The 23,270-nt window shown below is 38.0% G+C and carries 20 protein-coding genes; 6 read left to right on the top strand and 14 right to left on the bottom strand.

Translation table 11 applies throughout. From position 1 onward, the window contains the following. Positions 1–246: 246 nt before the first annotated feature. Positions 247–1,482: an IS110 family transposase gene (locus NSQ49_RS25660; protein ID WP_159871969.1), complete on the top strand. Its 1,236-nt coding sequence runs from the start codon at positions 247–249 to the stop codon at positions 1,480–1,482. 351 nt (positions 1,483–1,833) lie between these two features. Here the strand turns inward: NSQ49_RS25660 and NSQ49_RS25655 are convergent, their stop codons facing one another. The 4 genes from NSQ49_RS25655 to NSQ49_RS25640 form a co-directional block, all read right to left on the bottom strand. Further along, the gene (locus NSQ49_RS25655) at positions 1,834–2,352 is read right to left on the bottom strand and encodes a SecY-interacting protein Syd (protein ID WP_201306633.1); all 519 of its coding nucleotides are present in this window, start codon (positions 2,350–2,352) and stop codon (positions 1,834–1,836) included. Positions 2,353–2,382: 30 nt separating this feature from the next. Continuing rightward, positions 2,383–4,110 carry a T7SS effector LXG polymorphic toxin gene (locus tag NSQ49_RS25650; RefSeq protein ID WP_236566356.1) on the bottom strand — a complete coding sequence of 576 codons (1,728 nt, stop codon included), beginning with the start codon at positions 4,108–4,110 and terminating at the stop codon, positions 2,383–2,385. A 434-nt stretch (positions 4,111–4,544) separates the two neighbouring features. Further along, a complete protein-coding gene (locus NSQ49_RS25645) occupies positions 4,545–5,747 on the bottom strand; it encodes an IS110 family transposase (RefSeq protein ID WP_159871975.1) in 1,203 nt (400 codons plus the stop codon). Between the two features lie 299 nt (positions 5,748–6,046). Then, positions 6,047–7,333, bottom strand: a complete 1,287-nt coding sequence (locus tag NSQ49_RS25640) for a S41 family peptidase (RefSeq protein ID WP_159871958.1) — start codon at positions 7,331–7,333, stop codon at positions 6,047–6,049. Positions 7,334–7,722: 389 nt separating this feature from the next. Between NSQ49_RS25640 and NSQ49_RS25635 the strand changes: the two genes are divergently transcribed. Next, positions 7,723–8,952: an IS110 family transposase gene (locus NSQ49_RS25635; RefSeq protein WP_009333976.1), complete on the top strand. Its 1,230-nt coding sequence runs from the start codon at positions 7,723–7,725 to the stop codon at positions 8,950–8,952. A gap of 213 nt (positions 8,953–9,165) precedes the next feature. On the opposite strand, the gene NSQ49_RS25630 is transcribed toward NSQ49_RS25635, so the two are convergent. The 3 genes from NSQ49_RS25630 to NSQ49_RS25620 all read right to left on the bottom strand — a co-directional run bounded on the left by NSQ49_RS25630 (position 9,166) and on the right by NSQ49_RS25620 (position 11,675). Beyond that, positions 9,166–9,651, bottom strand: coding sequence for a YjdJ family protein (locus tag NSQ49_RS25630; RefSeq protein WP_159871956.1), 486 nt, complete (start codon positions 9,649–9,651; stop codon positions 9,166–9,168). 518 nt (positions 9,652–10,169) lie between these two features. Next, complete coding sequence (locus tag NSQ49_RS25625; protein WP_341071464.1) at positions 10,170–11,465, bottom strand: IS110 family transposase; 1,296 nt, start codon at positions 11,463–11,465, stop codon at positions 10,170–10,172. A gap of 63 nt (positions 11,466–11,528) precedes the next feature. Continuing rightward, positions 11,529–11,675, bottom strand: coding sequence for a hypothetical protein (locus NSQ49_RS25620; RefSeq protein WP_159871921.1), 147 nt, complete (start codon positions 11,673–11,675; stop codon positions 11,529–11,531). Between the two features lie 87 nt (positions 11,676–11,762). Between NSQ49_RS25620 and NSQ49_RS25615 the strand changes: the two genes are divergently transcribed. Genes NSQ49_RS25615 through NSQ49_RS25605 form a run of 3 tightly spaced genes read left to right on the top strand, consistent with a single transcriptional unit; the run spans position 11,763 to position 13,376 of the window. Continuing rightward, positions 11,763–12,185: a MerR family transcriptional regulator gene (locus NSQ49_RS25615; RefSeq protein ID WP_159871924.1), complete on the top strand. Its 423-nt coding sequence runs from the start codon at positions 11,763–11,765 to the stop codon at positions 12,183–12,185. After that, on the top strand, positions 12,175–13,197 hold the full coding sequence (gene clpP / locus NSQ49_RS25610) for an ATP-dependent Clp endopeptidase proteolytic subunit ClpP (protein WP_159871927.1): 1,023 nt from the start codon (positions 12,175–12,177) through the stop codon (positions 13,195–13,197). The genes NSQ49_RS25615 and clpP overlap by 11 nt, the downstream gene beginning before the upstream one ends. 11 nt (positions 13,198–13,208) lie before the next feature. Further along, positions 13,209–13,376, top strand: coding sequence for a hypothetical protein (locus NSQ49_RS25605; protein ID WP_159871930.1), 168 nt, complete (start codon positions 13,209–13,211; stop codon positions 13,374–13,376). A 176-nt stretch (positions 13,377–13,552) separates the two neighbouring features. Here NSQ49_RS25605 and NSQ49_RS25600 read toward each other — a convergent pair whose 3' ends face one another. From NSQ49_RS25600 to NSQ49_RS25570, 7 genes are all read right to left on the bottom strand, one after another. Then, positions 13,553–14,068: a phosphoribosylanthranilate isomerase gene (locus NSQ49_RS25600; RefSeq protein ID WP_159871933.1), complete on the bottom strand. Its 516-nt coding sequence runs from the start codon at positions 14,066–14,068 to the stop codon at positions 13,553–13,555. A gap of 89 nt (positions 14,069–14,157) precedes the next feature. Further along, positions 14,158–14,499 carry a YunG family protein gene (locus tag NSQ49_RS25595; RefSeq protein ID WP_159871936.1) on the bottom strand — a complete coding sequence of 114 codons (342 nt, stop codon included), beginning with the start codon at positions 14,497–14,499 and terminating at the stop codon, positions 14,158–14,160. Between the two features lie 458 nt (positions 14,500–14,957). Then, positions 14,958–16,253, bottom strand: a complete 1,296-nt coding sequence (locus NSQ49_RS25590) for an IS110 family transposase (RefSeq protein WP_159871962.1) — start codon at positions 16,251–16,253, stop codon at positions 14,958–14,960. A 712-nt stretch (positions 16,254–16,965) separates the two neighbouring features. Further along, complete coding sequence (locus NSQ49_RS25585) at positions 16,966–18,261, bottom strand: IS110 family transposase (protein ID WP_159870551.1); 1,296 nt, start codon at positions 18,259–18,261, stop codon at positions 16,966–16,968. Between the two features lie 299 nt (positions 18,262–18,560). After that, positions 18,561–19,706 (bottom strand): o-succinylbenzoate synthase, encoded by a 1,146-nt coding sequence (gene menC, locus NSQ49_RS25580; RefSeq protein WP_201306616.1) that lies wholly within the window; start codon positions 19,704–19,706, stop codon positions 18,561–18,563. 1 nt (position 19,707) lies between these two features. Beyond that, positions 19,708–20,838 carry a M20 peptidase aminoacylase family protein gene (locus tag NSQ49_RS25575; RefSeq protein ID WP_159870548.1) on the bottom strand — a complete coding sequence of 377 codons (1,131 nt, stop codon included), beginning with the start codon at positions 20,836–20,838 and terminating at the stop codon, positions 19,708–19,710. A gap of 12 nt (positions 20,839–20,850) precedes the next feature. Next, positions 20,851–21,648: a MurR/RpiR family transcriptional regulator gene (locus NSQ49_RS25570; protein ID WP_159870545.1), complete on the bottom strand. Its 798-nt coding sequence runs from the start codon at positions 21,646–21,648 to the stop codon at positions 20,851–20,853. A 112-nt stretch (positions 21,649–21,760) separates the two neighbouring features. On the opposite strand from NSQ49_RS25570, the gene NSQ49_RS25565 reads away from it, so the two are divergent. Next, the gene (locus NSQ49_RS25565) at positions 21,761–23,170 is read left to right on the top strand and encodes a YfcC family protein (protein ID WP_159870542.1); all 1,410 of its coding nucleotides are present in this window, start codon (positions 21,761–21,763) and stop codon (positions 23,168–23,170) included. The last annotated feature ends 100 nt before the right edge of the window (positions 23,171–23,270 follow it).

The following is a 23,270-nucleotide window of genomic DNA, read 5'->3' as shown; positions in this document are numbered from 1 at the left end:
TAAGGTCATCCAGATATGAAAATATTTCTGGTTGACCATTTTTTATATGGTCTTATTATAACGGTAGCCGGGGTAAAACGTAACTGCCCGTGGGACCTGGATCCCGTCAGCTAAACAGTTTGCCCCCTACTTGTTGAAACATGATTGAGGCTGGTTGGGACATAGATCTCGTATAACAAGCGAAGCTGTGATACTGCAAGGAGAATAAGGGGTACCGGCAAAATTAAAGATTAGGAGATGATTTTGGTGAATCCAGTCGTTGGTCTGGATATTTCTAAGGGGGAAAGTCAGGTTCAAGCTTTTGTCGATAAAGGTAAACCATTCCGAAAGAGCTTTAAAGTAGCACATACTATTCAGGGTCTTGCTTTACTTGTAGAGTTTTTAGAGGTAGTACAAAAAGAAACAGGTTTAAAACCTCCAGTTATTCTTGAAGCTACTGGACACTATCAAACAGCAGTAGTCCAATATTTAGAGGAACGTGGATATTTATTAATTATTATTAACCCTTTGATTTCCTACAAGGCGAAAAGTTCAAGTTTAAGGAAAGTAAAGACAGATGCCGTCGATGCTTACCACCTCTGCGAGTTGTTTTACAAGGAGGAGTTAGAACCTTATAAAAAGCGAGGGGTTCAGCTTTTAAATCTTCGTAACCTTACAAGACAACACGAGAATATTACAGGAGTGATGATTCAGACAAAGCTTCAGTTCCAGGCTATTCTAGATCAAGTATTCCCTGAATATCGGGGAGTGTTCGGTGATTTATATTCTGTAGTATCACTCTTAACCTTAAAGGAGTTTCCGTCCTCTGAAGACATATTAGAAGCTAGTGATGAAACACTCTCAAATAGAATTAAGGAATTATGTAAAAGTCGCTCAATCAGATGGGCCAACGAAAAAGCCTTACAACTAAAAGAGGCGGCAACTCGCAATCCCTTTGAAAAGACAGTCTATCAGAGTCATTTCTTAAGCTTAGGTATGTATATTAATATTATTCTTCAATATAAAGAGCACCTATCCACATTGGAATCAGAGATAGATGCCCTCGCTAAAGAAGTTGAAGAATATAATATTATCAAATCTATCCCTGGTATCGGTGAAAAGATCGCTGCCACGATCATTTCTGAAATTGGGGAGATAGATCGATTTACTGATCCTAAAAAGCTCGTGGCTTTCGCTGGAGTAGATCCTAGTGTTTTTGAATCAGGCAAGTTTACCGCCACAAAAAACCGAATCACTAAAAGAGGTTCCAGCAGGCTTCGCCACGCCTTATATATGGCTGTTCGTTGTGCGATACGTGACTGTCGCAAGAGCAAAACAAGCGATGAAATCATTCCTCGAAATAAGAAATTACGAGAGTTCTATGATAAGAAACGCGAGGAAGGAAAACCATTTAAAGTAGCTGTAATTGCTTGTGTAAATAAGCTCTTACACTGGATATTTGCCTTATTAAGAGACAGAACAACTTTCCAAGATATAGCATAGTAGCAACATCTAACTAAATAACGAAAAACCTTCCAGTTCAGAGAATATGAAGGTTATTTAGTATACCCTTTTTTAGTATATCACGATGAATTTCGATATTTTAATGAAAAATATTGACAAACTATTAGCTGGTTTTGTTAAATAAGAAAAAGCTGCCTGGTTCGGCAGCTGGATTTTAAAGTAAGGCACCCTATAGTGTAAGTACATTTTTTACAATGTTGTTTTTTATTTTAGGGATGCTGCCCCTTCATTTGAAGAAGAATGATAATTTAAGGGTCTGTATCCAAAACTAAAGAAAAAAAAGTATATTACTTACATTAATTACTGGGAAAATCATCTCTAAATAAAATATTATCTTTTTAATCTCAAATTTCTTATTAATTCTTCAATATTCTCAGCAATATTTTCAAATGTACCTCTTTCAAAATCTTCTAATTGAACTATTCCACTATTGTTCTCAATTACCAACAACAAACCATTTCCCTCAATCCCAAGAGGTATCTTCTCTAAACTATCCCCATGATTTTTTTTATATCCTTTCAAAGATTCCTTGAATGAACTTATCTCATTATTAGGTATGACAGGTTCTAATTTAATATAGTTTTCTTGATAAAAACCATCTAAGTCTGCAAACCAATATGAGTTAAAATAATCAACAATTGTTTTATGCAATTTTATGTCAAATTCATCTTCTATACTTGTAAAATCTTGTGAAACAGTCATTTCTACAGGTTTCCATGTGATATATTCATCCTCATCGACTTTACCTTCATAAATTATTAGGTTATCTTCACTACTAATAGGTGTTTTAAATAAAAAATCCAAACCTTCCTTTGCTACTTCTTTCCTCAACTGAAAGTATTCTTGCATTGCTTCTTTTATTTTCAATGTTATCATCCTTTACTTTTTTAGAAATTTTTCAAGTAATTCAGCATATTGACTATCATTTCCCCAAATACCTGCAGCTTTTTCTGCGTTATGAATTCCACCTGTCCCAGGATGTAACTTTGAAGGGACTGCAACTGCCTGCCCACCCCCACCTACATGGTGATGGATTAAAGTATCATTGTATAATTCCTTTATATCATATTGCGGGAAATGTTCTCTAAACGCTTTATCATTAATAGGAGAAAAACCCAAGTTGATTTTTTGTTTATTTGCTTTACTTAAACTCTCTGGATGTTTATTCATTATTTCTTTCCAATAAAAGTCTTTATCACGTAGCCAACCTTCTGCATTTGTTCCTGATTTCCCCTTACCTACATATGGCATTTCAACTGTAATTCTAGGGTCAGCAGTATATTTTTCTTCTAGTTTTTTTAAATTAGCATTTCTATAAGTTCTTATATGCTGGTTAGTAATACCTATTCCCTTAACCCCAAACACATCTTCAGTCACCATCTTGATTTTCGTCAACGGATCAAAAAGAACATTGTAAGGCACCGGCCCTCGAGCTAGTCCCCCTCCTGCCATGGCTGGTGTCTGAACCGGCGTGTAAATCGGTAGTGCCTTCTCTCCTTTACCAGCCTGGCGAACTGACTTGGCAATGGTTCCAGCCTTCCCAATCCCCTTATCACCAAGAATGCCAATTCCCAAGGAAGTCAGGCCATAGGTAAAGAAAGCTGTCCGGCTTTTGGTATCACCATTTATGACATCCCGCTCCCAGGCGGTGGTGACAGCGGACCATATATACTTCGGCATATCCAAAGCCCGGCGTACTTTTCCTATAGGGTCATTAATAATGCCTAAATAAAATTCCTGGTGCTTCCTTTGGTTTTCAAGAAGCTGGTCACGGTTAAACAGCACTTCATTGCCCAAAAACAGCGGACTGAACGGTCCCATGATGGTTCTTCCCAGCTCATAGGTTGACTTCAAGCCTTCCCATGTATCTCCTACAGCTTTGCCAGTCCCTTCAATGGCACCTTCAGCTATATCCTGAAGAATACTTTGCTCACTCTCTGGGTTGGGATTCGATATATCCTCGTGGAAATCCTTCCAGTTGAGAGATTTAGGCTGATATTGGGCCAGAGATAAGCTTCCGCTTTGGAACATGCCCGCCATTTTTTGGATGTACTGGTTCATAAGGGATAGATCTTGCAGGAGAGGCTCCAATGCAGCCGTTTCCCGATGGTCGAAGTCCTCCAGTTTCTCAACTGTTTCTCGGCTTGAATCCTCGGCTCGCTTTGATGCCTGGATAAAACGGCCATCCTCCAGCCGCGGAAGCACAACAATATCGCTTACGGACTTCATAATCTCATTTGCTTCCTGTGTTAGATCTGCGGTAATTTGCAGGGTGCTTCTCAGCCCCTGTTTGAGCTCATGCTCCAGGAATTCCTGGCGGATAAAGCCTGAAGGGGAGGGTTCAAGATCCCGCAATGAACCTATGAAACTTTTTAAATAGGATTGATACTCGCCAATCCAGGATTCAAGGAATTGCAGAAAAGGCTGGTGGCATTCCTGGTAAAACGCACGTATAGCCTGGCCGCCCTGCCCTTTAAAAGCATCTTCAAGAGACACCAGCTCCTGGATGGATACCTGAACTTGATTTACCTGATCTTTAAGGATAGATAATTGATTGCTCGTCTTGTCGATTCCTGCAAACAAGGAATCTGCTTCTAATACCTTCAACAGAATCAGCTCCGCATTGTAAATTACATTTTATTCCATTTTATCTTAAAGGACTCGGGCAATTAGTTGAATAGGAATTTTGGCATGAATTAGTGTAAAAAGTTCCTTAAAAATTGTTTATTCCATTAAATATGCTGTAGTCATCATTGATCCCGACTTAAGATAAATACATAGCTGCATAACCCACTCTTTATTTTTTTGGCTGTTTTCGTAAACATTGTTGCTTACCATCAGGTTATAACAAAGAAAACTCGCATTAGAAAATTGCGAGTTTTTGTTATTTAAGGATTTGCTAATTCAACTAAACCAGCTAATAGGAGTCAAGAACTTCTTATTAAAAATTTTTTTCTTCCGTGTTATACTTTGGAAGGCACGCCAAATAACCCTCCAAATATCTTTTGGAAGGTTTTTCATTAGCTGCTTTTTCTTGTTGATTAAGCCATATCTAGGAACTGCTCATTCCTTTTTAGGATTGCATAAATCCAGTGTAAAAGCTTGTTTACACAAGCTATCATCGCTACTTTTGAAGGCTTTCCTTCATTTCGTTTCCGATCATAATATTCTTTTAGCTTCTTGTTCCTCGAGCTTCTTATACCGCATAATACGGCCATATATAAAGCGTGCCGTAATCGGCTTGAACCTCGTTTGGTAATATGATTTATCGTAGCGGTGAACTTACCTGATGAATGGACACTTGGATCTATTCCTGCGTAAGCCACAAGTTTTTTAGGGTGATTAAACCGGTCAATTTCCCCGATTTCAGAAATAATCGTTGCCGCGATTTTTTCTCCTATACCGGGAATTGATTGGATTATCTTACATTCTTCAATTTCTTCTGCCAGGACATCTATCTGCCTCTCCAAGCTTGATAGGTGTTCTTGGTATTGAAGAAGCATATTGATATACATATCCAAACTGAACAACTGGCTTTCATAAACACCTTGTTGGAATGGATTCCGCTTAGCTGAAGCCATTAATTTGTGTGCCTTCTCCCTCATCCAACTTGGGGATCGTTTAATACGCATTTCCTTAATTCGTGCCAAAATCTTTGCTTCTCCTGCCATCAGTACATCTTCGGATGTTGGAAACTCCTTTAATATTTTAAGAGAAACTTTCGAAAATAAATCCCCGAAGACTCCCCTGTATTCAGGAAATATCTGATCAAGAAGAGTATGAAACTGAAGTTTTGCCTGGATGTAAAGGTTCGTAACGGTTTCGTATTGCCTTGACAATGTTCTCAGGTTTAGAAGTCTCAGTCCTCTTTTCTTATATGGCTCAAATTCTTCCTTGTAGTAAAGAACACAAAGGTGATATGCATCAACGGCATCAGTCTTTACCTTTCTAAGGCTTGTTTTCTTAGCTTGATAAGAAATGATGGGATTTACCAAGATGTATAGATACTGACTTCCCTCAAGACATTGAATAATCGGTGTATGGTAATGTCCTGTAGATTCAAGAATAACTGCTGGCCTAACCCCAGTATGTCCCTCTATCTCTCTCAAAAAAGAAATAAGCGAATCTAAATCCTCCTTGGTATGCTTTACACTGAAACTTTTCCCGAACGGCTTGTCTTTATCTAAAAAGGCTTGAACCTCACTTTCTCCTTTGGCTACATCTAGGCCAATGACTGGATTCATTAATATCTCTCCCTTAGTTTTACTCACCAGTAACCCCTATACCTTCCTGTAGTTCCATAGCTTCGCTTGTTATACGAGATTATTTGTCCCAACCAGCCTCAAACATCATTCTACAAGTAGGGGGCGAACAGTTTAGTTGACGAGATCTAACTCCCACGCACCCGTACGTTCTACCCTGGCTACTGAAATAATAGGTCCTATAAAAAAAAGAGCAACCAGTAAAAACTGGTTAACTCTATAATACGAACGCACCCGTTTGTTTAAGTACATTTTTTCACAAAGTGTCCCATTATTTCCTATCACTTTAATACGTCCAAAGCCATTTCAATATAAGAATCTGTTCTATTATAAATATCTTCTCTAGTAACGTTAACTTGAATGTCAGGTTCAATACCAATTCCTTCAAATTCATCACCAGATGGATAATATACTCGAATAGATCCAATCCCTAAATTTATATTTTCTGTTAAGTTTACGTATGCTGGTTGACCAGTTGATCCGTAGGTGGATTCTCCAAGTATCGTTCCACGTTTATGATATTTAAAAGGCATTGTAAAGTCCTCAGCTGCTGAAGCAGTATACTTATCAACTAAAATGATTATTTCTCCTTGATAACAATTGTCAATGTCTTTTGGATAGTATTTAATGGGACCACATAATGTATATCTAAAGTCCTCTTGAAATTTAAATTCTTCATTAGTATAACGTTTGTACATCCACTCAGGATGTCTAGATCTTTCTAGCCAAGAGTTATAAGGTATCTTCATAAGAAAATTAATCAGATCAAAAGGTGTTCTTCCTCCACCATTACCTCGTAAATCAATTATTAATGATGGTGAATTTTTAAATTTATGTATAAGTTTTATCGCTTCTTCTTCAAAACTTTTACTGCTAAAACTTGGTATCTTAATATAAGCAACTTTATTTTCTTTAATCCAGTATCCCTGCGTGGTAATAGAAGCATTTTCAACTAATTTGATGTAATTATTGACATCTAAACATTGAACATTCTTTGTCCTTAAAGAACCCTTACTATCCAAATATTCAACCTCAATATTTTTAGCATTTAAAAAGAAAGATAACATATTTCCTAACTTTATCCTACGGGATGTTTCCTTTTTAGCACCGATGTATTTTCCAATTTCCTGATACCATTCATTAAGGTTCTTTCCTCCTACAGAAACAATCAAGTCACCCATTTTTAACTCTTCGTCAAAAGAGTTTTTTACTCTCCATTCATTTGATATTGGTTCAAGGATGAAATTTTGATGTCCATACTTGGGTACCATTATTTTGTCTACGTACCAGGTATGTCCATTTCGAAAACCACCAATTAATTCCCACATTAGTAATGTAAAATCATATTGTGTTTCTATCTCTGCCGCCTTCTTGAAGTAATAAGAAGTAAGGGATGAAAGCTCTTTCGGACTTATAACACTGTCTTCCCAGTGAACAAAGTATTGCTCAATATTTCTAATCGTTTCACTTATAACAAATAATCTTTGATCTATAGGAAGGAAAACCATCATTTTTACACCTTCAATCTGTTTATTATATAATCCTTTTAATTCTATAATTGAGGACATATTCCTTCTTCAACAAACCTGCCCCTCGTATATTATGTTTAACTCCTTAAATACCATTCTCTTTTTCATCTTTTCTATCAATATAAGGTGGTCTGTTTGGACGTCTCGAGATATTTCTAGATAATGGTCTTAGGATCATTTGGGACAATTCTTCCTGCCCCTGTAGCTTGACTACATCTAAAGACTGTTTCTCAGTGTACGTGCGGCACTTCATACTCGCAGGCTGAGCGCACTGCCTCTCGAACTCAGGTGACAAGCAGCCCTGAGGCGGCTTTCGATGCAGATGCAGTTCTGATACACGAGGTTGATGATCGGCGTCCATACTAGAGATATCTCGAGGCGTCCAAGGAAATACCCAATGATTCCACAATGAAAGGAGGGTAACCCCCATGCGATTATTTGTTGGTTTAGACGTAAGTTCGTTTGACATGAAAGGCTGTATCCTTGATCAGGAAGGATCAAAAGTGGATACCTTCACGGTATCAAATGACCTTCCAGGAGCCACAGTTTTGAAGGAACGAATCCTCGGCCTTGCGAAAGGACGTAAAGTTGAAAGCGTTAAGATCGGTTTGGAGTCCACTTCGGTCTATAGCTTCCATCCTTCTATGTTCCTTCATTATGATGAAGACCTTAAGGTCTTTGACACTCAAGTGTTCGTCATTAATCCGAAACAGATTGCCAACTTCAAGAAAAGCTATTCGGATATGAATAAGACGGATGAAATTGATGCATTCGTGATTGCCGATTATGTCCGATTCGGCCGTAACCAGATGTCCATTGTCAAGGAGAGCCAGTATGTCGCACTCCAACAGTTGACCCGTTCACGTTATCACTTGGTTAAGATGATGACAAAGGAGAAACAGCACTTTCTCCAACATCTGAATTTCAAGTGCAGCAACTTTTCCCATGAGGTGGACTCTTCCGCCTTCGGAAATGCGATGATGGACCTCTTCCTCGAAAGATACAGCCTGGAAGAACTGGCCCAGATGCCTTTAGATGAATTGGCTGCGTTCCTTCAGGAACACGGGAAGAATCGTTTCTCTGATCCCGATAAAGTAGCTACTTCCATCCAACGGGCAGTCCGCTCTTCCTACCGCTTAGATAAAGTGGTAGAAGACTCAATGGATCTCCTTTTAGGTACTTCCATTGAGCTGATCCGTTCCTTTCAGAAACAGATCAAGGAAATCGACAAAGCCATTACCCGTCTAATGACAGGCCTTTCCCAGACCTTGGAGACTATACCGGGCATCGGGCCTGTATATGCCGCAGGCATTATTGCCGAAATCGGCCAGATTGAACGTTTTGAAGATGAAAGCAAGATTGCCAAATATGCAGGTCTATACTGGCGGAAACACCAGTCTGGCCGCTTTACAGCTGAAGACACTTCTCTTTCGCGACAAGGAAACGAATATCTGCGCTACTACCTCGTTGAAGCCGCCAACTCGGTTAGGAGACAGATTCCCGAATATCGCGAGTTTTACCAAAAGAAATGTCTTGAAGTTCCAAAACATCAACACAAACGTGCCCTCGTCCTAACAGCAAGAAAACTCGTGCGATTGGTGGATGCGCTGCTTCGCAAACGCCAAGTCTTTGCGCAAGAAAGGTGCGTGAAGATCTGACAAATATACTTTGTCAGCGCAAGCCTTCCTGATTTCCAGTAAATTACATTTATTTACTGGTGTAGTTCCTTACGGTCTTTTTTAGTCACAAGTAAATTGAAAACTAAACATCTTTAAACTTTTGGAGTTGACATATTACCGCAGGTCTTTAGTCGAATAAGAAAAATGCTTTGCTCCTTATTGAAGCAAAGCAAACGCTAATTCTTAATTAAATTAGTTAGTAACCTTATTTACCTTGATTCGATTTAAAATTTGAAAGTAAATTATTAAGGCAGCCGATACGCATAATAAACCACTAATAATGAAAATAGAAAATAGTATATGACCACCTACTGTTGGAGAATTAGAAGTAAAATAACTAAATAAAAATAATCCTCCACCTAAAAAAGTTAGATAATAGGCTAACCAATTTTTCTCCTGCTTTAAGATATTGCACCCAATTAGAATTAACAAATATAAACTACTCAAAATCATAATTATGGGGAAAGTGGGTTGGAATTTAGAAGCATAGACAAAGTAATCCAGCTGTGATATGTCACTTGGATTATTTACTACTCCATATAATAACTGTGTAAAAGGTGTAGAATATCTCCATTCCCAAGGGTTATCTAAAATAGCACTCCCTTCAAACCAAGCAAAAGCTGTAGAAAACAAAAGTAAAGTAATGGAAACACTAAATTGAAGTACAAACCGAATCATAATTAAATGGCCTCCAATATAATATTTAACCTGTTTCTTAAATACTAACATATTACAAGTTATATATGGGTTAAAATCCCATTTCGCTTCTTCTACAAACCTCCCTCAATAAAAGAAGCATACACACCCGATTACTCCTGATTTCTTAGATTTTCATAGCTATTTACCTGCCGGTAAATGGTTTCAATTGGAGGATAGTCACTGAAAAGGATATATTTAGACATACAGAGAAAAATGGGCTACAACCCACTAACCAATCTATTACAGAAATTGGTGGAGTAGTAAGAATATGACCGCACTGGTAGATGTCCACATATCTCATGGAGGTCAACCCTCCCATGCCTCACAGAGTCTTCGCTCTCAAATTCCTTCGTCCAACCTTTCCATGAGGTGGATGTCGGCCATGCTGCCCCACAGGGTCCATGCCCGTAATTTAGTTGCTTTGCCGACTAATCCGTGCTTCAAATGTCTCCAAAACTATAAGCCAAGAACTATTTCTAATCTAAACGAAACCAGAATTAAGCGGCCAGTTCTGCCTTCTTTGATCCTGCCAAGTGAGGGATATCTTTTAACATCTTTTCTTCACTAAATTCAAATTGCTTTTTACTTATACTAAAGAAAATACGAATCAATTTATTACACAAAGCGATAAGGGATTGCATCTTCTTTAACGGGTTGTCCGGCCGTTGTGTAAAGTAAGCATGCAGGGCCTTAAAAGCTGAATTTTTGGCAACTAGAATCATGCAAACCCTAAACAACAGAGCCCTTAGCTTCTTCCTGCCTCTCTTGGAGATGGTTGTTTTGCCCTTATGCTTTCCAGACGTATTTTCCTTCAGACTCAAGCCAGCCAGCTTAATGATTTGTCGGGGGTGAGAGTACTCACTTAGGTCACCCACTTCCGCAAAGAAACCAGCGACAGTATCTCTTCCAACACCCTTGATCGCTAACATTTGCGCTACACCTGGAATTTCATCAAGCAGGGAATCTACTTTTCCGTCCAATTCTTCGAATTCCTTCTGAATCAAATCATATTTAGCCAGAAGAGTTTTCAGCTCCATTTTTGCCATCTCAGAGCCTTGGCGAAGTCCGATGGACTGACTCGCTGCTTGCTTTAATTCCTGAATCTTATTAGCACCTACACTTCTTTTTACGGATTTTCTTAAATGGATAAGCAATTCATCTTCTGTGAAATTGGCTATTTCATGCGGTAGAGCATAAAGCCGTAAGAATTGTAATGCAGCCTTGCCCTCCCACTTCTTAAAGACCTTAAGAAATTCCGGAAAATACCGGTCAATCCAGTTATGCACCTGACCCTGGACCGTTTGAAGGTCCTCGGTTAAAAGATCGCGAATTTTCTTTGCCACACGGAGTTCGGCATAAACACCTTGCGGTATAGTAGGTTCGGCGTATCTTCCGTCCTTGACCAGTTGAGCAATGACCTTGGCATCTTTTACATCATTTTTAGTTGGAGAATTATCATCAAGTTCCTTGCTTTTCTTTACGTGCAAGGGATTTACAGCTACAAACTTAATCTCGTTCTCTTTTAAAATATGAGCCAGGTTAAACCAATAATGACCTGTTGGCTCCATACCGACAATCACTTTCTCCATACTACGTGCTTTCTTCGTTTCCGAAATCCAATTAAGAAAATGCTCAAAACCTTCTTTTGTATTTTCAAAATAACAAGGAGTTCCAAACTCCATTCCCCTGAAATCCTGGGCACGTGCCACATGCTTGAATTTCGCGATATCCACCCCTATAATCAGGGTGTAAGGAGTAATTTGAGCAATCTTCTTATTCTGGTTATAATTCATTTTAAAGCCTCCTGGTATTTGAGTAATGTCCTTTTCGCTTGCCGGCTTCAGGACTCTCTCATTCTACCAAGAGGTTATTTTTTTGTTCAAACTCCATTTTCCTTCATTACAGGAATGCTGCCCCGTTTGTTCAATAAGAAAAAGAGCTGCTGCAGCATCCCATTTACTAAAAACAAATACCTTAAGTGAATTTTTTACAATATCTTTCACAAATTGGTTTTAAACTCCTTCTCGTTACACTATAATGTAACTATAACAGTTAACTGTAACAGATGTGAAAAGGGGGTCAATCTTACAATGGAATTCTATACAGCTCAGGAAATTACAGACATTTTAATAAAAGAAGGAGCTGACATTAACCTACGAACCGTTCGCTATTACACGCAGCTTGAGTTGGTGCCACCACTTGAACTGCATGGCAATAAAAGAGTCTATACTGACAATCACTTACATTACTTTAGGGCTGCCCTAACATTAAGCAAAACAGGAGAATCATTAGCAAGTATCCAAGAAACTCTGTCTGGCCTTTCGATTGATGAAATAAAAGGGATTGCTGAACAGTTTTCCTTTTTGAACTCAGAGAGAATTGTTCAACAACATTTGCACATGGTTAATGAAGATATTTATATTACCATCAACAAACACCTTTCAGCTGACGTTAGACAAAAAGTGATTGACTCAGTCACGAATGTGTTAAAAGGAAATAATCATGAAAGTTAATTTAGCTCTTTCAAAACAGCAGATAGAAAATGAAGAAGGAATGACTCACCTTTGTATTAGTCTTGATCCCCTCCCAAAACAGATAATTGGTCAACTTCAGGTAAAAATTCTTCTACCAGATGGGCTACATAGAGTTACTAACTTAAACGGATTGCCTGAAGAGAATGGGTTGATTATTGTTAATAACCTCACAGATCCGTTAGACATACTATTTGAGATCTTTACCGAACAGCAGCTGCACGAACATGAGGTTGAAATTGTGGTAATTACCACCTTCACTGACCACCAACAGGAACTTCAGTGTGTAAAAAATCATATTCACGTACAACTCGTGGATCCAGAAGACATTAGGTGCCATTCCCTTAATCAAGAAGTTGCAGCAAAGATTTTGAATATATCTGAACGTCAATCATCTCAAGGAGGAGAAAAAATGAATCTTATCCCTTATGTTGTTGAACAAACGAATCGAGGCGAACGGTCTTATGACATCTACTCTCGATTATTAAAAGATAGAGTTATCATGTTAACAGGTGAAATCAATGATCAAGTGGCCAACAGCATTGTTGCCCAGTTGTTGTTCCTTGATTCTGATTCTCCTGAAAAAGATATATCTATTTATATTAACTCACCAGGTGGTTCCATCACAGCAGGTTTAGCTATTTATGATACGATGCAACTGATAAATGCACCAGTCAGCACTTTATGTATAGGTATGGCTGCTTCAATGGGGGCATTTTTACTGGCTGGAGGAGAAAAAGGAAAACGATACTCCCTGCCTAATAGTGAAGTAATGATTCATCAACCTCTGGGAGGAGCAAGAGGTCAAGCTACAGAAATTGAGATAAGTGCAAAACGTATCTTAAGACTTAGAGACCATCTAAACACTATTCTTTCAGGACGCACAGGGCAGCCTAAAGAAAAAATAGAAAGAGACACAGAACGGGATAACTTCCTAACGGCTGAAGAAGCTATAGATTATGGATTAATTGATAAAATCTTAACCCATCATTAGGAGTGATTAGCATGGATGAATCCAAGACTTTTACGGTTGAATATGAACTAGGCGGAGTGGTGTTTTATCAACAGGTTCAAGCAAAGGATATTGAAGAAGCAAAAATCAGGGTTAGGCAACTCCGATCAACAGCAAACATTCGAGCAGTTACCCTGTTTAATGAAAAGAAAATTGATTAACTAATGAGGAGAGGCTACATAGCCCTCCTCATTGCTTTTCATTTAGTAAGTAAGAAATGTTAATTTTCCACTACACACTAAAAAAAATGTCCTTCTAAAACAAAACTGCCCCGTTTGTTACATAAGAAAAGGGCTTCCAATTATTTTTAACAAAACATCAGTTAATTCAATTAGATTTAGTAAGATTTTTGGTTACCATTTAACATACTTTTTAAGAAATCTATCTTCCTAATATCTTTATTATTATTTTTATCTGCTCGATAGCTATCCTTGGATGATGACTCGTAAACACTTAAATACTGTTCAAGATTTAGTAAGTAATACTTTACCTCTTCCATTTCATGCATTTCTAAATCCTCTAATTGTACTCCGGCAAAACTTGGTAGTGTGTCAGTAATGCCAAACTCAACTGTTAATCCCTCTGTAGAGAACTCATGCTCATGCAAATCAATCAAGCTATATCCCATTGATTTCATAATGTTCACAATTTCATTCCAGTTGTGTATATTTAATTCAGGCGGTACTTCCCACCCTCTTACATCACCAGGTACATGAATATCTAAGTCTTGAGCATCCCAACTTTTTCCTGTAACGATTTCTAAACCAACCGAACCCATTAACAATGGGATAATCTCAATATCATTTAGTTTCTTTGCAATTTTAATAAACTCATTAAATTTATGATTATACACTTGTCCCTCCATATTTCACTTAATTTCACAAAAAATATTATTACATTAACCTGCCATGTTTGTTCTAGTGCGTCTCTTTTAAAACGCTCTTATAAATGTATCTTTACACTTTGCTTGAGAAAATCATATTGTTTCTGATTTGTATCCAAGAATGCCTCTTCTCTATTTGAAGGAATGTCCATATACCTGATATCTTCATTGAACTGTGAAACAGTAAAATCATAACGTATACCATTTATTTCGTTGTAAAAATGCCATCCTTCAAATAACGGGGTCTTTCTTATAAGTCCGCCTAGTAAATCATTTACTACTAACGCTGTTACACCGCATTGGCCTTTAGCCGGATTGTCTTTAGTCCATTTGAAACTTGATTTGATTGACCAAGATTTTAATAATGCTTCTTGCAGCTTCATAAATGTTGATTCCCTCATTTAGATCTCCTTTATTAATTTTCAGATTGGTTTCTAATTCAACAAACCTCCCTCAATAAACAAACACTTATCTCTTAAATACGCGGTTTTTCTCAATATCGCTATCCAGCTTGTTTAACTTTATAGAGTTGATAAGTACGAAAAGAACACAATCAAGCAGTTTAAGAAGAAAATGAGCGCAAGAAACTAGCCAACCTTCGGTTAATTTCCAAAAAATTGGATAAATAGGTATGTACGCACCAATGGATATCCACATATCTTATGGGGGTCTACCCTCCCAAGTCTCACAGAGTCTACGCTCCTACATTCCTTCGTTCAACCTTTCCATAAGGTGGATGTCGGTCATGCTGCCCTACAGGATCTAGGTCCTTACGTTAGTTGCGTTGCCGACTAATCCCATGCTGATCTTGTCTGTTTAACCGTCCAAATCTACTCGTTAAAAGTCAGTTTGATAGTGATTAAGCTGCTATTGGTTCTTGAATAAATGCATGCATATGGGGGATATCCTTCAACATCTTCTCTTCCTGGAACACAAACTGTTTCTTCCCAATAGAAAAGAGAATGCGTATAAGCTTATTACACAAAGCAATTAAAGACTGCATCTTTTTCAACGGATTGTCAGGCCTTGTTGTGTAATGATGATGTAGAGTTTTAAAGGCTTTATTCTTCGCTACTAGAATCATAGATGCCCGAAATAATAAGGCTCGTAATTTCTTTCGACCCCGTTTCGTGATTTTCGTTCTTCCTTTATGCTTTCCTGATGTATTTTCTTTTAAGCTGAGTCCTGCCAGCTTGGTTATTTGACGGGGATGATTATACTCCCTCAAATCTCCTACTTCAGCGAAGAAACCCGCCACTGTATCGCGTCCAATTCCTGTTATGTCTAACATTTGATCAACGCCTGGAATATCCTGAAGGAGTGTATCCAGAGTTTGGTCAAGCTCTTCGAACTTGGCTTGAATGAGTTCATACTTTTGAATTAACGCTCTTAATTCCATTTTAGCCATCATGGCGCCCTGACGAATGCCAATCGACCGATTGGCTGCTTCCTTTAAGGCCTGAATCTTCTTTATGCCTATACTACGTTTCACTGCTTGCCTAAGGTATTCTAGTAATCCTTCGTCTGTATAACTCACCAATTCATCCGGTAATGCTTCAAGCTTTAATAAATGAAGAGCTGCCTTCCCTTCCCAACTTTTAAAAACGGTAAAGAACTCTGGAAAGTATCGATCAATCCAGTTGTGTACCTGTCCCTGCACAATTTGTAAGTCTACATTTAATAAATCGCGTAATTTCTTAGCCACACGCAGTTCCGCGAAAACTCCTTGTGGTATTGTTGGTTCGGCGTATCTACCATCTTTAACTAGTTGTGCAATGACTTTTGCGTCTTTTACATCATTTTTTGTTGGAGAGTTATCGTCTAGCTCCTTACTATGCTTGACGTGTAAAGGGTTGACCGTTACGAACTTAATCTGTTCCTCCTTTAGAATATGAGCTAAATTAAGCCAATAATGGCCTGTTGGCTCCATTCCAGTAATGACAGACTCCATTTCGTATGACTCTTTTATTTGATTAATCCAATTAATAAATGCCCTAAATCCTTCTTGGGTATTATCAAAAAAGCAAGTCGATCCTAGCTCCATCCCACGATAATCCTGTGCTCTAGCTACATGATGATGCTTGGCAATATCAATCCCGATTATTAGGGTATTAGGTGTAATTTGAGCTATTTTATGATTTTGGTTATAATTCATGGTAAGACCTCCGAGTAGATGTTTTGTCCCTTTTAGCTGGCCAGCTCAGGACACATTCATCTTATCAAGAGGTCTTTTTTCATTCAAACCGCATTTTCAGTTATTACAGGAATGCTGCCCCGTTTGTTTAAAAAGAAAAAGCTACCCTTTGGCAGCTGAATCTTAGAGTATTGCACTCTTCATCTGAAATAAGGACTTGTAATAATACAGTCTATTTTAAATCAGTTTTACTTTCAGCTTAACAAAGTCTAATAAAATTATGACGAATGAGTTAGAATTAACGCCTCCGCCTCCCTCAATAAAAGAAGCGAAAACACTTATTTACTCTTGTTTTCTTAGAATTTCATAGTTATTTACCTTTCGGTAACTCACTTTATAAATGGAGGATCTTCACTTGAAAGGATATTTTTGGACAGAGTGAGAAAAAAGAGTTAGAACCCACTAACCAATCCCTTACAGAAAATGGTGGATGAGTAAAAATATAACCGCACTGGTGGATGTCCACATTTACTCATGGAGGTCAACCCTCCCATGTCTCACAGAGTCTTCGCTCTCAAATTCCTTCGTCCAACCTTTCCATGAGGTGGATGTCAGCCATGCTGCCCCACAGGGTCCAAGCCCGTAATTTAGTTGCTTTGCCGACTAATCCGTGCTTCAAATGTCTCCAAAACTATAAAAGCAAGAACTACTACTTATCTAATCTAAACCAAAGTTAAGCTGCCATTTCCGTCTTCTTTGTTACTGCCAAATGAGGGATGTCCTTTAGCATCTTTTCCTCATTAAAATCAAATTGCTTTTTTCCTATACTGAAGAAAATCCGAATTAGTTTATTACACAAAGCAATCAGGGACTGCATCTTCTTTAAAGGATTATCCGGACGTTGAGTATAGTAAGCATGTAATGCTTTAAATGCAGAATTTTTGGCAACGAGAATCATACAGACCCTGAATAACAGTGCCCTGAGTTTCTTTCGGCCTCTTTTTGTGATGGTCGTTTTTCCTTTGTGCTTGCCGGATGTATTTTCTTTTAAGCTTAAGCCGGCCAGCTTGATAATCTGCCTTGGATGATTGTATTCACCTAAATCTCCTACTTCCGCAAAGAAGCCGGCAATTGTATCCCTGCCTACACCTTTTATCGCTAACATTTGTTGTACACCTGGTATTTCATCAAGCTGGCTGTCTATTTTGGCGTCCAATTCTTCGAATTGTAACTGAATTAATTCATACTTAGCCAGAATGGTTTTTAGCTCCAGCCTGGCCATTTCAGCACCTTGTCGAAGTCCGATGGACTGGCTAGCTGCCTGTTTTAATTCGCGGATCTTGTTTAATCCAACACTCCGAGATACGGACTTTCTCAAATGGACGAGTAGTTCTTCTTCGGTGAATACAGCTATTTCATGTGGCAAGGCATAGAGCTTTAAGAATTGTAAAGCAGCCTTACCTTCCCATTTCTTAAAAACCTTGAGGAATTCCGGAAAATACCGGTCAATCCAGTTGTGCACCTGTCCTTGGACCGTTTGTAGGTCTTCAGTTAAAAGATCGCGTATTTTCTTTGCCACACGGAGTTCTGCATAAACACCTTGCGGTATTGTTGGTTCGGCGTATCTTCCATCCTTGACCAGCTGGGCTATGACCTTGGCATCTTTCACATCATTTTTGGTGGGTGAGTTATCATCCAACTCTTTGCTTTTCTTGACGTGCAACGGGTTTACTGCGACAAACTTTATCCCATTTTCTTTTAAGATATGGGCCAGATTAAACCAATAGTGGCCTGTTGGCTCCATGCCAACCATCACTTTACTCATACGCTGTTCTTTTTTGATTTCCGAAATCCATTTAAGAAAGTTTTCAAATCCTTCTTTTGTATTTTCAAATTGACACGGGGATCCAAACTCCATTCCCCTGAAATCCTGGGCACGAGCCACATGTTGGAATTTCGCAATATCGACTCCTATAATAAGAGTTTGAGAAGTGATTTGAGCAATCTTCTTATTCTGGTTATAATTCATTGTAAAGCCTCCTGGTGTTTGAGATTTTTGTCCTTTTTGCTTGCCGGCTTCAGGACTCTCTCATTCTACCAAGAGGTTATTTTTTTGTTCAAACTCCATTTTCATTCATTACAGGAATGCTGCCCCGTTTGTTGAAAAAGAAAAAGCCACCTGATTAGGCAGCTGATTTTGAACATAGGCACCTTATTGTATAAATAAAGGTTGGTTTAATCAATTCTTCTAATTTTATGAAGGATGTTATACCCTTGTAACACCTGGCTATATAAGAATTGCTCCTCTAAAAAATATCTTTGTTTAAACTATCCTAGGGTTGGATGAGTAGATTCAGTTGAATAGATTCTTTCAGAATGAGTCAATATTTTCTTCAATTTCCCTCGATCAATCTCATATCCTATTCCCAATCCTTCTGGAACCTGGATGTATCCATTTTCCATTGTGATTTCGGGCTTTACTATATCATCTTCCCAATAATGAGAAGAAGGGGCTGTATCACCAGGCATTGTGAAATTAGATAGTGCTGTCATATGAATATTATGTGCTCTTGCTATTCCAGTTTCTAGCATTCCTCCGCACCATACAGGGATATTATGCTCTTCACATAAATCATGGATTCTAATAGATTCTTGGAGCCCTCCAACACGGCCGATTTTAATATTTATGATCTTGCAGCTGCCAAGTTCAATTGCCTTTCGTGCATCTTCAAAACTATGAATACTTTCATCAAGGCAGATTGGTGTAGAGATGTTTTTCTGCAAAATAGCATGATCAATAATATCATCATGGGCCAAAGGCTGTTCAATCATCATGAGGTTATATTTGTCCAACTTTTTGAGGTGTTCAATATGCTCTAAGGTATAAGCGGAATTAGCATCAGCCATAAGGGGGACATCGGGATATTTCTTGCGAACAGCATCAATATATTCAATGTCAGCTCCTGGGGCAATTTTTACTTTTATTTTTTTAAATCCTTCCTTAACATACATCCCTACCTTTTCAACTAATTGGTCAGGTGTTTCTTGAATACCAATGCTTTTTCCAACAGCTATCTTTTTCTTTTCTCCTCCAAGAACCTCTGATAATGAACTTCCATTTTTTTTAGCAAAAACATCCCACATGGCCGTTTCAAGGGCAGCTTTTGCTATTTGGTTTCTGCGTACAAAAGAGAGCATTTTATGGACTTCTTTAGGATGGGAGATTTTTTTTTGAATAACTTTAGGAATAAGGAAATCTTTTAACATATAAACTGCGGTATAAGTTGTTTCCTCATTATAATATGGTTCATTGCTGGTAACCGTTTCTCCCCAGCCTGAGATACCAGATTCGTCAATTGCTTCAACGATACAAACATCCTTAGTTTGGATAGTGCCAAAACTTGTAGTAAAAGGGGCTTTCAAAGATACCCTAGTATGATGCAGTACCACCTCTTTTATATAAATTCCTTTCATATCAACACCCCTTTTTACTATGTAGAATGATAATTTCAGATAAAATATTTATTCCATTGAGTAAGGAATCTCTATTAAAAGTCATATTCGGATGGTGCAGGCCAGGTTTTAGGTCGCATCCTAGCCCAACCATAGTTGCTTTTAAATGTGGCTTTTTAATCGTATAAAAATGAAAATCATCTCCACCAGGTGTAATCAGGGGGGCAACCAACTTTTCTTCGCCTAAACAATTAACAATTGCTTGCTCAGCCATTTCTAATGCTTCATTGCTGACTTCAGCTGCCGCAATTCCATAATCATTCGTCAAAACGATATCTGTATTAAAAAGTTCACTGGAGGATTGTAAAATTTCGAGCACTCTCTGTCTTAATTTTTCCATAATTTCATTTGTCTGCGCGCGTAAATCAATAGCCAAAGAAGCACTGCCAGGTATGATATTCGTATTTTTTCCTCCTGAAATGAATCGAGTAGCTTTTATTGTGTGAGCCACATTTGGATCTAGGTGAATTGTATTAAAGGAATTTAGAATAGAGTTTCCAATTTCAATTGCATTATGAGTTAAGTGAGGACGCGCACCATGTGCATCATCTCCTCTGATTTCAAATTCCATAGAACCTGTGGCACCATGCATAATAGCGGGAGTAACATAGCCATCTGGTGTTTCTTGGACTGGTCTTAGATGAATCCCATATAGAAAATCGACATTATCAACGATTCCTTTATCTACTAGCTTTAGTGCTCCTGCACCAACTTCTTCTGCAGGCTGGAAAATAAACCTTACACCGACCTTGTCTTTAAGACCCTCTAGCTCTTGTATTTTCCAGAGAACGCCCAAAACCATAGTCATATGGGCATCATGTCCGCATGAATGATTAGCCTGTAATTCACCGTTGACCTCTTGCCAGAGTGCATCCATGTCTGCACGAATTGCAACAATTGGCACATCTCCCGAGAAATCTCCATAATCCCCTATTACTCCTGTACAATCCTCAAACGTTTTGACTGAACATCCTGCCTGTTCCAAACGCTTTTTAATATATTCTGTCGTATTAGTTTCTTTCCAGCTTAGTTCTGGGTGTGAATGTAAATAATCAAATGTTTCATCGATCTTCTCTTTTAGATAAGCTACCATTTTTATCACCTTTCATTGAATATAGTATCGATTAGTGGGATTCACAAAATCGAGCTTTCCAACCTTTTGGGCTATATGGAGCAGAAGTGTGTTTAAAACAGAAAAGGTTACAGGCCCTTTTTCCAATAGGGACTTTTGTGATGTGTTTATAGTTAAAACAAGATCTCCATATTCCACAATTGGTGAGATCTGTGAATCTGTAATGACGATAATATTATTCCCATTGGATTTTGCCTCTTTTGCTAATCTAATTGATTCCAAAGCATATCGATAATAGGAAAAAATTAAGACCGTATGTTCATTACCATCTTTAGTGATACCAACATCAGTTTCAGGGCGATATAAAGTGGTGTTATCCAAAAGACTATTTAGAACGTATGAAAACCAATGTGCATAAGCAAATGATTGGTAATACCCCACTATTTTTACTGAACGAGAACCAACAATCTGATCAACAATATTTCTGGCAATATCCCAGTCAATATTTTTTGCAACCTGATGGATAATGCCTTCATCAATGCTCATTACATTTTCAAATGAATCAGATGTATCGGGGGAAACCTCTTTACCTGGCGGCTGAATCGTTAACAATCTGTATTGGACATCTTTTTGTAATTCTGCAAAGCCAATGTAGCCTATAGCTTTACAAAAGCGGATAACCATTGTCTCGCTTACATCAATTAAAGAAGCTACTTTTTTAGCCGGGTGAGTGGCAAATAAAACTGGATTGGAGAGTAATGATTCAGCTACTTTTTTTAATCCTTTCGTTAAGGAATTATAGTGTTTGTTTGTTTTTTCGATATAAGACATGTTTCAACTCCAAAATAAAGTATTTAATTTATTGTTGTTAAAATAAAGTTTATGCTTTATTATAATAAAAGTCAATGAATATTAAGAAAATTCAAACGGGGGGGTGTTTACAATGGAGAAAGCAAAAGAAAAGAAAGGGTTAAAATGGGGTATACCTGATGCCTATATTATTTTATTTGGTATTTTAGCCCTTATGGCGGTTTTGACTTATCTTATACCAGCTGGTGAGTTCTCTAGAGAAGAAATAGAAGGTATAACAATGGTAGTACCAGATAGCTATCAGCAGATAGCTTCCTCACCTGCAAGTCTTCTAGACATATTTCTTGCCATTCAAGAAGGGATGATTAGTTCCGCTCCTTTGATTTTCCTAGTATTAATCATTGGAGGATCGTTTGCAGTTATCGAATCAACTGGTGCAATTGATGCAATGATTTTAAAAACGATAGAAAAAACTAAAAATAAAGAATTACTTTTGATAACAGTTGTGTGTATCCTCTTTTCAATTTTTGGAGCACTAGGGATTATCGTTAATGCGGTAATAGCATTTATACCTATAGGTATCATTCTGGCACGTTCAATGAAGATGGATGCTATAGTGGGTGTATCAATTATATATCTTGGAGCATACGCAGGATTTAATACCGCTTTCCTTGACCCGCTAACAACAGGTACTGCACAGCAAATTGCCCAGCTGCCTTTGTTTTCTGGTATCGGGTACCGAATTGTCATTTATATCACAATACTAATTACAACCATTGCCTACATTGCTTATTATGCTAATAAGATTAAAAATGATCCTGCTAAAAGTGTATTGGGCAATACCCCTTTTCCGAAAATCGAAGAGAAAAATCAGTTAAATAAACAGGTTGTTCTCACTGGTGTACATAAACTTGTGTTGTTCTGGCTTGTAATCGGAATCGGAATCTATGTATTTGGGGTTTTTCAATACAATTGGTCCTTAAATGAGATGGCTGCAATATTTCTAATAATTGCAGTGGGAACTGCAATCATTGCAAAGATATCACCAAACAAACTTATCGTAGAACTCTTTAAGGGTGCTAAGGGATTAGTGTATGGAGCAATGATTATTGGAATGGCTCGTTCCATTGTAGTGGTGTTAGAAGATGGGAAGATCTTAGATACAATTGTTCAGGGTATGGCAAATCTGATGACACCTTTTACTAGTGTTATGGGTGCGTTGGTAATGTTTATTGCCAACTTATTATTTAATATCTTAGTTTCTTCTGGAAGTGGCCAGGCCGTTATAGTTATGCCAATTATGACACCATTGGCAGATATTATGGAAATTCCCAGACAAGTTGCAGTACAAGCATACAAAATGGGAGATGGTTTTACAAATGTAATTACACCTACATCTGGGATATTGATGGCAAATTTAGCAATTGCAGGTGTATCGTGGATAAAATGGATCCGATTCATTTTTCCATTACTTATGATTTGGATCATCCTGGGATCAATTTTCCTTGTAATCGGCGTATGGATGAATTGGGGACCTTTTTAAATTGCGCTTTTTGAGCTGCCAATCACAGCCTGGAAAGTGATAATGAAGGTAAACTGTAATTAAGAGCCTTCTTTTCTCTTATTTTAAACTCTACTTCCCC

Source organism: Cytobacillus sp. FSL R5-0377 (assembly GCF_038004385.1).
Classification (GTDB): Bacteria; Bacillota; Bacilli; order Bacillales; family Cytobacillaceae; genus Cytobacillus.
Note: the sequence above shows the minus strand (reverse complement) of the source record. Positions and strands in the feature narration are given on the sequence as shown.